The sequence below is a fragment of the Enterococcus sp. ZQ21 genome, assembly GCF_030053755.1.
GTDB lineage: Bacteria > Bacillota > Bacilli > Lactobacillales > Enterococcaceae > Enterococcus_B > Enterococcus_B lactis.
In genome coordinates this window covers 1,640,810-1,652,932 of record NZ_CP125658.1, presented here as the reverse complement: position 1 = coordinate 1,652,932, position 12,123 = coordinate 1,640,810, and the positions used below count along the sequence as shown (strand labels likewise).

Here is a 12,123-nt window from a genome sequence, read left to right as displayed (position 1 = left end):
TAGAGATTGACAAAAAAACAACGCTATATTGATCGCTTCTGGCTTATATTCAAATACTTACTTGTTTCTGTATTCATTGCGTTCATGTTGCGGGGATTTTTGTTCATCCCTGTACCAGTAGAAGGCAATTCAATGGAAAATGTCTTGAAACAAGGCGACATGGTTGTGATGGAAAAATTTTCGGAGATCAGACGATTTGATATTGTTGTTTTTCAATTAGCAGATGGGACGATTTATATCAAACGAGTAATCGGGCTTCCAGGAGAAAATGTTAGCTACCAAAATGATCAATTGAAGATCAATGGAAAAGTAGTGAAGGAGCCTTATCTAACTAAAAACATGAAGTCAGATCATGCAAATGCGTCCTATACGACGGACTTCACACTACAAGAACTGACGGGACAATCGAAGCTTCCCGAAGATAGTTACTTTGTACTTGGAGATAATCGAAGAGTTTCAAAAGATAGCCGCTCATTTGGTACGATCAATAAAACGGATATTTTAGGTAAAGCAAGATTCGTGTATTATCCGCTTGATGAAATAAAATGGATCCAGTGAGAAATAATAAAGAGGTTGTGACCATTCTTTTGTCACAACCTCTTTATCGTTTGGTCCAAAATCAGCATATTACCTTAGTACATAAAATCAAACAGCTCGTTTAAACATTTTTCTAGCCTCTAAAGCTTTGATAAATGAATAAACGACTGTTACTTGAATAGGAATCTGGATCATATTCCTGATAACCCTACCTAGAAAAATCACTTTGAAATCTGCACCAAACAAAACAGACATCAGCCAAGAATTGATAAAAAGGCTAACTGGAATCATAATCAATAGTTGGGCGGCGATGACGGAAAGCAGATTTATCTTTTTATGATATAAAAATAAGCCATTGATAAACCCACCAAGGAATGCTGTGATAAGAAAAGCAGCTTGAAACGTATCTGAACCAAATATTGTGAAATTCAAAGTGTTCGACAACATTTCAAGCAAACCAGCCCAGATCGGCCCATATAGATAACCCATAAGCGCCATACTTAAAAATCCGAATGTGACTTGAAAATAAGCAGGACCAATCGCTATCTTGTATAAGATGACATCAAGGCCTAATAAAAGGGCAGAGGTCGATAACAATCTTGCATTCATTTCAGGCAATCTAAAAACGTCTTTTGCAATCAAAGTGTTCAAAATATTCTCTCCTTTGTCAGTTAATAAGAAAAGGATACCATAAAATCGCCAATGTGTCATGACACATTGGCGATTTACACAAGTAACCATCCAACGACTAATAAAAGGAGAAGAAGACTGCTTTTATAAACTGTAAAAAAGGCAATTGTACGATCGAAAAAAATAGAGGTGGAGAATACTTATCGTATCACCCATCTCTATTTTTTTTGTTACAAAAACGTCAGTTTCGTTATCTGCTTACATCTTCATCCATACGGGTTCTAATGTGTTTCCATCCAAATCTTGGACTTCTAATGAAAACATTTCTTCTTCAGGTATTCCCATATCGACTTCGTGGAAAGTACCACCATTTTCTTTTGCAATTTGAGCGAATTTTTTTACTTTGTCCGCGTTGTCCATGCTAAACGAAATCAAAGCGCCACTTGTTTTTTTATTATCGGCTATTTCTTTATCTTTTATAAATTTTTTATAAAAATCATGAGAGAGGAGCATCACCCAAAAAGTGTCATCCCACACCATTGAACTAGCTTCTTCAGTAGAGAATTCTTCATTTTTTTTAAACCCAAGCTTTTCATAAAAAGCAACGGAACGATTGACATCGGCAACAGGAAAATTAACAAAAACCATACTATTCATTTGTTTCGTCTACTTTCTGCTTTGTTCGTCTATCATCTCTTATTTAGGAAACGCTGTCAAAAAATCAGGCTCGTATACAGAAATCAAAATAAAAAATTTACATCATCAAAAAAGAGAAGATGTGATAGAATGAGGACTGGTTCACTTTCACTTAACTAATAGATAGGATTTTTTTATAATAGAAAAAGTGAATATGTATTGAAAAATAAAAAACAAGTAAAGTTGGAGAATATTCCGATATGAAAGGAATGGAGAGAACAATGACCATCCAATGGTTTCCAGGACACATGGCAAAAGCCCGACGAGAAGTTTCTGAAAAAATGAAATATGTGGACATCGTATTTGAATTGGTAGATGCACGTTTACCTTTATCTTCTCGTAATCCAATGCTAGATCAGATCATTCAGCAAAAGCCTCGGCTTGTTTTGTTGAATAAAGCGGATCTGGCAGATCCACAACAGACAAAGCTGTGGCAAGAATATTTTCGTAAGCAAGGCCACCTTGCGTTAGCTATCACGGCACAAGAAAGTAAAGGAATCAAAGGGCTAGTACCTGCAGCTAAAGAAGCGTTGAAAGAAAAACGAGCAAGAGACGCTGCTCGTGGGATCAAGCCTCGCGCTATTCGGGCAATGGTGTTGGGTATTCCGAATGTTGGAAAGTCTACGTTGATGAATCGACTAGTAGGCAAAAAAATTGCTCAGACAGGAAATAAACCAGGTGTAACAAAAGGTCAGCAGTGGCTTCGTTTGGGTAACGAGTTGGAATTGTTAGACACACCAGGGATTTTATGGCCTAAATTTGAAGATGAAGAAATCGGCAAAAAACTAGCGCTGACAGGCGCCATCAAAGACCAACTTGTCCATTTAGATGATTTGGCGATTTACGGATTGGACTTTTTTGCCCGATATTATTCAGGAAGAATCAGCGATCGTTATGGTTTGCCAATCGAGCAAGAAGAAAAATTGGCACCGGAATTGCTGATGGATATCACAGCAAAACGTGGGTATAAAGAAGACTATGATCGCGGCAGCGAACTAGTCGTGCATGATATCCGTCAAGGAAAACTTGGTCGATACACATTGGATCGTTGCGAAGAAATGGAGCAAAAAAGCGATGACTGAATCCATCCAAAGTATCAAAGAACGATTGAAAAGCATACAGAGAATAGATGATCCTACACTAGAATCATTGAGAAACGATCCACGCAAAGGCGTACAGCAAGCGCTAGTTTCTTTTGAACGACGATTGAAAAAAGAGGCATTGATCAAGGAAAAATATGAAGAAATGTTTTGCTTTGAAAAACAAGGGTACGCACAAGGTCACCAATGGATTGCCGGCATTGATGAAGTAGGAAGAGGACCGTTAGCTGGACCTGTCGTGGCAGCTGCAGTTATCTTGCCGAAAAATGAGATCATATTAGGGCTGAATGATTCAAAACAGTTATCAGAGAAAAAACGAGAACTTCTTTCTCAACAAATTCAAGAAAAAGCTTTGGCCATCGGGATCGGAATCATTGATCAGCAGGCAATCGATGAAGTGAATATTTATGAAGCAAGTAAATTGGCGATGATCCAAGCAGTAGAAAACTTGTCTATTGCACCAAGCTATTTGTTGATCGATGCGATGACCTTGGATTTGCCTATACAGCAGGAAAAAATAATCAAAGGGGATGCACGATCTGTGTCGATTGCGGCTGCAAGTATCATTGCTAAAGTATATCGAGACCAATTGATGAAAGAATATGACGTGCTTTATCCTGGGTATGGTTTCTCGCATAATGCAGGCTATGGAACAAAGGAACACTTAGAAGGACTTGAAAGACAAGGGATTACGCCAATCCATCGCAAAAGTTTTGCACCTGTAAAAAAATATTTACAATAAAAAACAGCCGCTTTTACGTATCTTATTAGAAAGAGAGACGAAAGGCGGTTTTATGATGTATCAAATAGAAGAGAATTTATTGAAACTTGCTTATGCAAAAGGAATCAGTAGCCAAGGGAAATGGGCACTTGCTAACTGGATGATGCAGTATCCTTACAAAGAAATTGGATTTGAAGACATCGTTAAGATAGGAAAAATCACCGCACATCGGGAGCTGTTCCGTACAAGTTGGCAAGAAATTCACAATAATTGGGACAATATCCAATCGAAACAGTCGTTTGTTACTTGCTTTGATCCCAACTATCCCCCTCAGTTGCTTCACTTGACCTATCCGCCAATTGTCCTGTTTTACAGTGGTGACTTGTCTTTACTTTCTTGTAATATGTTGAGCGTTGTTGGTGGAAGACGTACTTCTGCTTTAGCCAAAAAAACAGTGTATTATTTACTAAAACCAGTGGTAGAAGCTGGATATGTGATCGTCAGCGGCTGCGCGAAAGGGATAGATACCTACAGTCACCAAGCAGCAATCTCTCATGGTGGACGGACAATCGCGGTCATTGGAACAGGGATAGAGCAAGTTTATCCTGCTGAAAATCGTGACCTGCAAGAGGTGATTGCAAATGATCATCTTCTTTTGAGTGAATATCCTCCTCAATCCGGCCCGAAAAAGCATCGTTTTCCAATGAGAAATCGTATTATCGCAGCTTTGTCTAAAGGAACATGTGTCTTTGAAGCCAAGAAAAAAAGCGGCTCTCTGATAACAGCACAGCAAGCATTGGATCTTGGAAGAACAGTTTTTTCTGTTCCAGGAAATATTTTAACAGAACATTCTACCGGATGTCATCATTTGATCCAAGACGGTGCAGTTTGCACGGTTTCGGGTGAAGATATCTTGGCAGAATTTAAAGAATAACACCATACTTTTCATTTGCTTTTCTTGACAAACGTTTTCTGAATGGATATGATTAGCTACGATTTGTATGAATCCTCTTTTAATAGTAGGAACACGACAATGGAAAGGAGTCCATTCAGTAATGGCGTATAAATATTTAGTGATTGTAGAATCACCTGCAAAAGCCAAGACGATTGAGAAATATCTTGGACGAAACTATAAAGTAATGGCCAGTGTTGGCCATATAAGAGATTTACCGAAAAGTAAAATGGGTATCGATTTTGAAAACAATTATGAACCCCATTATATTTCTATACGCGGAAAAGGCGATGTCATCAAAAGCCTGAAAGCCGCAGCAAAAAAAGCTCAAAAAGTTTACTTGGCAAGTGACCCGGATAGAGAAGGAGAAGCGATTGCTTGGCATTTAGCGTACCTACTTGGGTTGGATCTGAAAGAAAAAAATCGGGTGGTCTTCAATGAAATCACAAAAGATGCAGTCAAAGCAGCCTTTAAGGAACCAAGAACGATCGATGTAGATTTAGTAGATGCACAGCAAGCACGTCGTACCTTAGACAGAATCGTTGGTTATTCGATCAGCCCTATTCTTTGGCGCAAAGTCAAGAAAGGGTTAAGTGCAGGACGTGTCCAATCTGTCGCTTTAAAAATTATTATTGACCGTGAAAAAGAGATCCGAGAATTTGTTCCAGAAGAATATTGGAGCATCGACGGTAATTTTAAAAAAGCTCGCAAGAAATTCAAAGCAAATTTCTGGGGAATCGACGGTAAGAAAAAGAAATTACCAGATGCACAAAGTGTAAAAGAAGTCACTGCTAGAATTGATGGAACAGACTTCGAAGTTAAAAAAGTAGAAAAGAAAGAGCGCAAAAGAAACCCTGCGAATCCTTTCACTACAAGTAGCCTGCAACAGGAAGCTGCCCGTAAATTAAACTTTCGAACAAGAAAAACCATGATGGTAGCACAACAATTATATGAAGGAATCACTTTGGGTAAACAAGGAACAGTCGGCTTGATTACATACATGCGTACTGATTCTACCCGGATTGCCGATACAGCAAAAGCAGAGGCCGCAGCATTTATTGAAGATACGTATGGAAAAGAATTTTCTAGACATGATCACCGAAAGATCAAAAATGCTCAAGGCGCACAAGATGCCCATGAAGCTGTGCGTCCAACGAGTGTGCTTCGTACACCAGAAGAACTCAAACAATATTTAGATAAAGATCAATTGAAACTTTATACATTGATCTGGTCACGTTTTGTGGCTAGTCAGATGACGCCGGCTATTTTAGATACAATGAAAGTAACATTAGAACAAAATGGTGTGATCTTCATTGCGAACGGTTCAAAAATCAAATTCAAAGGATTCATGCAAGTGTATGTGGAAGGTAGAGACGACGGCAAAGAAGAGAAAGAAAATATTCTTCCAGAACTTGAAGAAGGCGATGTCGTCCAATCTGTTGATATTGAACCAAAACAGCATTTTACTCAACCACCTGCACGTTTCAGTGAGGCTACGTTGATTCGTGCACTAGAAGAAAACGGGGTAGGGCGACCTTCCACTTATGCACCAACACTTGATACGATCCAAAGACGCTACTATGTAAAATTGACACAAAAAAGATTTGAGCCGACAGAATTAGGAGAGATTGTCAATTCGCTGATCTGTGAATTCTTCCCTCAAATCGTCGATATCCATTTCACAGCAGAAATGGAAGGAGATTTGGATAAAATCGAAGAAGGCACGGAAGCGTGGGTCAAAGTAGTCGATCGTTTCTATAAACCGTTTGAAAAAGAACTGACGAATGCGGAAGAAAAAATCGAAAAAATCCAAATCAAAGATGAACCAGCAGGATTCGATTGTGATGTCTGTGGACATCCGATGGTGATAAAATTAGGGAAATACGGGAAGTTTTATGCTTGTAGCAATTTTCCTGATTGTCGGAATACCAAACCGATCGTAAAAGAAATCGGTGTGACTTGTCCAGTATGTCATGAAGGGCAAGTCATCGAACGAAAATCTAAGAAAAACAGACTGTTCTACGGTTGTTCTCGTTTCCCAGAATGTGAATTCACTTCTTGGGATAAACCAGTGGGCAGAAATTGTCCAAAATGTGACGGATATCTGGTCGAAAAGAAAGTCAAAGGTGGCAAACAAGTAGTCTGTGTAAATGGAGACTACGAAGAAGACATCCAAAAATAATAGAAAAGAGGTTCTTTCATTGAAAATGGTAAATGTTGTTGGAGCAGGACTTGCCGGAAGTGAAGCTGCTTGGCAGATCGCACAAGCAGGAGTACCTGTCCGTTTATATGAAATGCGTCCAGTCAAATCGACTGAGGCGCATCACACAAGTAATTTTGCTGAACTAGTATGTTCCAATTCACTAAGAGGAAACAGTTTGGCTAACGCAGTAGGATTATTGAAAGAAGAAATGCGACGATTGAATTCAGTAGTAATCACTTCGGCAGATGAAACAGCAGTGCCAGCTGGTGGTGCTTTAGCTGTTGACCGAGATTCTTTTTCTGAAACGATTACCCGAAAAGTCAAAGAGCATCCATTAGTAACAGTGATAAACGAAGAAATTACTGAAATACCAGAAGGAATCACCGTAGTAGCAACAGGACCGTTGACTTCTCATCCATTGGCAGAAAGCATCAAAGCATTCAATGGTTCAGATGGTTTTTATTTCTACGACGCAGCTGCACCGATCGTAGACAAAGCTACGATCGATATGGATAAAGTATATTTGAAGTCCCGCTATGACAAAGGAGAAGCAGCTTACTTGAACTGTCCGATGACAGAAGAGGAATTCAAAGCTTTCCATGAGGCACTAATCAATGCCGAAGTGGCAGAACTTAAATCTTTTGAAAAAGAAAAATATTTTGAAGGATGTATGCCAATCGAAGTAATGGCACAGCGTGGATTCAAAACAATGCTTTTTGGTCCTATGAAACCAGTTGGATTGGAAGATCCTAAAACTGGCAAACGCCCTTATGCTGTTATCCAGCTACGTCAAGACAATGCTGCAGCTTCTTTATACAACATCGTGGGCTTCCAAACTCACTTGAAATGGGGCGAGCAAAAACGTGTTTTCCGGATGATTCCTGGATTGGAAAATGCTGAATTCGTTCGCTATGGTGTTATGCACCGAAATAGCTTTATGAATTCGCCAGAATTACTGAAACCGACGTATCAATCAACGAAACGCGAAGATTTGTTCTTTGCAGGTCAGATGACTGGTGTAGAAGGCTATGTTGAAAGTGCAGCAAGCGGATTACTTGCTGGAATCAATGCCGCACGCTTAGCAAAAGAAATGGAACCAGTCGAGTTTCCACAAGAAACAGCTATTGGAAGCATGGCTTATTACATTACTCATGCGGAAGGAAAACATTTCCAACCAATGAATGCCAACTACGGTCTGTTTCCTGAATTGCCGGAACGCATTCGGGACAAAAAAGCAAGATATGAAGCAATTGCCCAACGCGCTTTAAAAGCTAATGAGACAATAAAAAAAGAATTAGAAAAAACAGCAGTCCCAAATGAGTGAGCAAACTCGATGAAGAGGGTGAGACGGATAGTCTCGCTCTTTTTCTTGCGTTTTTCTTAAGGATTTCTCAAACAAAATGTGGGGAATTGCATTAATTGTGAACAAACTTAGAAATATTGGTTAAATTCTGACAATTTATTTGTCTTTTTGTAGACGCTGTGCTAAATTATTCTCTGGGACAAAAGGAAGGTGAGAAAATGACGGAAGCCACGTGGGAACAAAAATTTTTGCGTTATTTGATTGTCGAAAGAGGATATTCAGAAAAAACGAAAGAAGCATATGAAGAAGATATTCTCCATTTTAAACATTTCTTGGAGGAATCTGGAGACGCTGATCTGCTGAAGGCGGAATACTTTACGGTTCGTGTCTATTTGAGTGCATTAGCTGATCATCGCCCCAGCTATAGCAGAAACTCTATCAGTCGCAAGATAGCTAGCCTACGTTCGTTTTATCAGTACCTTCTCAAAGAAGAAGTGATAAAAGAAAATCCATTTTCTTACGTTCATCTCAAAAAGAAAAATTTGAGATTGCCACGCTTTTTTTATGAAAATGAAATGCAAGCACTTTTTGACAGCGTAGCAGGAGATAGTCCTCTAGATTTGAGGAACCGCGCTTTGCTGGAAGTCCTTTACGGATCTGGTATCCGTTTAAGCGAGTGTAGCAATCTGTTGGTATCAGACATTGATTTTGATTCAGAGGTCATGTTGATTCATGGTAAAGGAAACAAGGAGAGATACGCGCCTCTAGGTTCTTTTGCCCAAGATGCTCTACAAGAATATTTCACAGAAGGCCGTCAGGTATTGATGACAAAATATCACGAAGAGCATGATATTGTTTTTGTGAATCATCATGGAAAACCAATCACGCCTACTGGTATTGAATATGTCTTGAATCAGATGATCAAAAAAAGCAGTTTGGATAGCGATATCCATCCCCACATGCTGCGCCATACATTCGCCACTCATTTATTAAATAATGGGGCAGATTTGCGGACAGTCCAAGAATTGTTAGGACATGCCAATTTATCAACTACCCAGATCTATGCCCATGTAACAAAAGAAAGTTTACAAAAAAACTATCGTTCATTCCATCCAAGAGCGTAAAATAAGGAAAAGAACAAATTTAGGAGGAAACAAACATGGTCGAATCACCATTTCATTCAACCACAATCTGTGCTGTCGAAAAAGACGGAAAATTTGCCATGGCTGGAGATGGCCAAGTAACAATGGGTGAATCTGTTGTCATGAAAGGCACAGCAAAGAAAGTACGACGTATCTACAATGGCGAAGTCGTTGTAGGTTTCGCCGGAAGTGTCGCAGATGCATTTACTTTAGAAGAAAAATTTGAAGGCAAACTGAACGAATACAATGGAAATCTGCAACGTGCAGCTGTTGAATTAGCTCAAGAATGGCGGACACAGCAATCTATGCAAAAACTTGAAGCGATGCTGATCGTAATGAATGAGAAAGAAATGCTTCTTGTTTCAGGTACAGGAGAAGTGATTACGCCAGATGATGGCATCTTAGCTATCGGATCAGGCGGGAATTTTGCGTTGGCCGCAGCCCGAGCAATGAAAAATTATGCTCAAAATGACATGAGTGCGAAAGAAATTGCAGAAAATGCGTTAAATATTGCCGCAGACATCTGTATCTTTACTAATCATAATATTATCGTAGAAGAACTGTAAGAGGTGAGTAAATATGTATGAATTGAAACAAACACCAAGACAAATCGTAAGTGAATTAGACGAGTACATCGTAGGACAGCATGCAGCAAAAAAATCTGTTGCCGTCGCTTTGCGTAACCGCTACCGCCGTTTGCAGTTAGATGAAAAAATGCAACAAGATATTACACCCAAAAATATGCTGATGATCGGACCTACAGGGGTCGGTAAAACAGAAATCGCGCGACGTTTGGCCAAAATCGTCAATGCACCATTTGTCAAAGTCGAAGCAACAAAATTTACTGAAGTCGGTTATGTCGGAAGAGATGTAGAATCAATGGTCCGGGATTTAGTAGAAAATGCGATCCAAATCGTAGAAAAAGAGCAATACAGCCGTGTATACACAAGTGCTAAAAAAAATGCTGAAAAACGTTTGGTAAAAATCTTAGTGCCTGGTATAAAAAAAGAACAGAAACAATCCACTAATCAATTTGAACAAATGATGAATCTTTTTAATGCTAGTCAGCAAAACAACGCTGAACCACAAGAAGAAGTGACAGAAGATATTCGGATCAACCGCCGTACAGTTTTGGAACAACTACAAAAGGGATTACTGGACAATCGTGAAGTAACCATTGAAGTCGAAGATCAAAAGAAACCTGCACCAATGATGAACAATGGATTGGAGCAAATGGGGATCGACCTAAATGAAACGTTAGGTGCTTTAACACCGAAGAAAAAAGTGGAACGGACGGTAACGGTCAAAGAAGCTTTAGAGTTATTAATCAAAGAAGAATCAGCAAAACTAGTCAAGGATGCTGATATCCACAGCGAGGCAATCAAATTAGCAGAAGAAAGCGGGATTATCTTTATCGACGAAATCGATAAGATTACTTCTAAATCACAGCAATCTGGAGAAGTATCCAGAGAAGGCGTCCAAAGAGACATATTGCCAATTGTCGAAGGTTCACAAGTAAACACAAAATATGGGATCATCCAAACAGATCACGTCCTATTCATTGCTTCAGGAGCTTTCCATTTGTCTAAACCAAGTGATCTAATTCCAGAACTTCAAGGACGCTTCCCAATACGGGTAGAATTAGATGATTTGACAGCTGAAGATTTTGTGAAAATCCTGACTGAACCGAATAATGCTTTAATAAAACAATATGTAGCATTGATTGGTACAGAAAATGTGTCAGTTACATTTACAAAAGAAGCAATTGAACGGATCGCTCAAATTGCTTTCGATGTCAATCGTGACACAGATAATATCGGTGCACGTAGACTGCATACTATTTTGGAAAAACTATTAGAAGACCTATTATTTGAAGCACCAGATATGCAAATGGGTGAAATAACGATCACAGAAGCATACGTTGATGACAAACTTGGCTCAATTGCGGCAAATGAAGATTTAAGTCGCTATATTTTATAAAATCGGAGGACGACAATGACAGACTTGCTAACGAAAACCCGCAAGATAAACACACTTTTGCAGCAAAAGAATACTTTTGACATGCAAGCAGATTTGCCTTACGATAAAATGGCTGTCACATTAGGTGGTATTCTTGACAGCAACACCTATATCATAGGAAGTGACGGAGTATTACTAGGTTATAATGAACGCCACGATGTGAATAATGAACGAATCAAAACAATGTTTGTTGAGAAACAATTTCCTGAATCTTACACTGATACAGTGGCACAGCTGATGAAAACTGAAGCTAATATCCCGATTACAAGTGATATTACTGCGTTTCCGGTAGAGTCAAGAGAAAAATACCCATTTGGTTTGACGACTGTCGTTCCAATCTTTGGAGCTGGCGAACGTCTGGGGACGATCATTTTATCTCGCATGGAACAATCGTTTGCAGATGACGATCTCGTCTTAGCAGAATATGGAGCTACGGTTGTCGGTATGCAGATCCTTTATCAGAAGTCTCGAAGTATCGAAGCTGATGTACGGAGTGCAACGGCTGTTCAAATGGCAATCAACACATTGTCTTACAGCGAGTTAAAGGCTGTACAAGCCATTTTTGAAGCATTGGATGGAGATGAAGGACGTTTGACTGCTTCTAATATCGCCGATAGCATCGGAATCACTCGTTCTGTGATCGTCAATGCTTTACGAAAATTGGAATCAGCTGGAATCATTGAATCTCGCTCGTTAGGCATGAAGGGAACTTATTTAAAAGTATTGAATTCCCGTTTTAAAGACGAATTGGCAAAACATAGTTATTAGAAACAAGGGGACTGGGGCGGATATAGATGTTTGCTCCAGCCTTCCCATTTTA

General features: G+C 39.3%; 12 protein-coding genes. 10 read left to right on the top strand and 2 right to left on the bottom strand.

The window, feature by feature from the left end; all coding sequences use genetic code 11:
* Positions 1–6: 6 nt before the first annotated feature.
* Positions 7–558, top strand: coding sequence for a signal peptidase I (gene lepB, locus QK255_RS07975; protein WP_002290203.1), 552 nt, complete (start codon positions 7–9; stop codon positions 556–558).
* Positions 559–645: 87 nt separating this feature from the next.
* Here the strand turns inward: lepB and QK255_RS07970 are convergent, their stop codons facing one another.
* Both QK255_RS07970 and QK255_RS07965 read right to left on the bottom strand, forming a co-directional pair.
* Positions 646–1,188 (bottom strand): folate family ECF transporter S component, encoded by a 543-nt coding sequence (locus tag QK255_RS07970; protein WP_002329101.1) that lies wholly within the window; start codon positions 1,186–1,188, stop codon positions 646–648.
* Between the two features lie 237 nt (positions 1,189–1,425).
* A complete protein-coding gene (locus tag QK255_RS07965) occupies positions 1,426–1,824 on the bottom strand; it encodes a VOC family protein (RefSeq protein WP_002290207.1) in 399 nt (132 codons plus the stop codon).
* A gap of 260 nt (positions 1,825–2,084) precedes the next feature.
* On the opposite strand from QK255_RS07965, the gene ylqF reads away from it, so the two are divergent.
* The 9 genes from ylqF to codY all read left to right on the top strand — a co-directional run bounded on the left by ylqF (position 2,085) and on the right by codY (position 12,071).
* On the top strand, positions 2,085–2,945 hold the full coding sequence (gene ylqF / locus QK255_RS07960) for a ribosome biogenesis GTPase YlqF (RefSeq protein WP_002309567.1): 861 nt from the start codon (positions 2,085–2,087) through the stop codon (positions 2,943–2,945).
* On the top strand, positions 2,938–3,705 hold the full coding sequence (gene rnhB / locus QK255_RS07955; RefSeq protein WP_002290214.1) for a ribonuclease HII: 768 nt from the start codon (positions 2,938–2,940) through the stop codon (positions 3,703–3,705). Before ylqF ends, rnhB begins: the two co-directional genes overlap by 8 nt.
* A 55-nt stretch (positions 3,706–3,760) precedes the next feature.
* Entirely contained in the window at positions 3,761–4,618 is an 858-nt protein-coding gene (gene dprA, locus QK255_RS07950) for a DNA-processing protein DprA (protein ID WP_002329103.1), read from the top strand.
* A gap of 121 nt (positions 4,619–4,739) precedes the next feature.
* Positions 4,740–6,818 (top strand): type I DNA topoisomerase, encoded by a 2,079-nt coding sequence (gene topA / locus QK255_RS07945; RefSeq protein ID WP_002290218.1) that lies wholly within the window; start codon positions 4,740–4,742, stop codon positions 6,816–6,818.
* On the top strand, positions 6,787–8,163 hold the full coding sequence (trmFO, locus tag QK255_RS07940) for an FADH(2)-oxidizing methylenetetrahydrofolate--tRNA-(uracil(54)-C(5))-methyltransferase TrmFO (protein ID WP_002372288.1): 1,377 nt from the start codon (positions 6,787–6,789) through the stop codon (positions 8,161–8,163). Before topA ends, trmFO begins: the two co-directional genes overlap by 32 nt.
* A gap of 197 nt (positions 8,164–8,360) precedes the next feature.
* Positions 8,361–9,266 (top strand): tyrosine recombinase XerC, encoded by a 906-nt coding sequence (xerC, locus tag QK255_RS07935; RefSeq protein ID WP_002290220.1) that lies wholly within the window; start codon positions 8,361–8,363, stop codon positions 9,264–9,266.
* 35 nt (positions 9,267–9,301) lie between these two features.
* The gene (gene hslV / locus QK255_RS07930; RefSeq protein ID WP_002290221.1) at positions 9,302–9,850 is read left to right on the top strand and encodes an HslVU peptidase proteolytic subunit; all 549 of its coding nucleotides are present in this window, start codon (positions 9,302–9,304) and stop codon (positions 9,848–9,850) included.
* A gap of 13 nt (positions 9,851–9,863) precedes the next feature.
* Complete coding sequence (gene hslU / locus QK255_RS07925; RefSeq protein ID WP_002290222.1) at positions 9,864–11,264, top strand: ATP-dependent protease ATPase subunit HslU; 1,401 nt, start codon at positions 9,864–9,866, stop codon at positions 11,262–11,264.
* A gap of 15 nt (positions 11,265–11,279) precedes the next feature.
* On the top strand, positions 11,280–12,071 hold the full coding sequence (codY, locus tag QK255_RS07920) for a GTP-sensing pleiotropic transcriptional regulator CodY (RefSeq protein WP_002290223.1): 792 nt from the start codon (positions 11,280–11,282) through the stop codon (positions 12,069–12,071).
* Positions 12,072–12,123 lie beyond the last annotated feature (52 nt).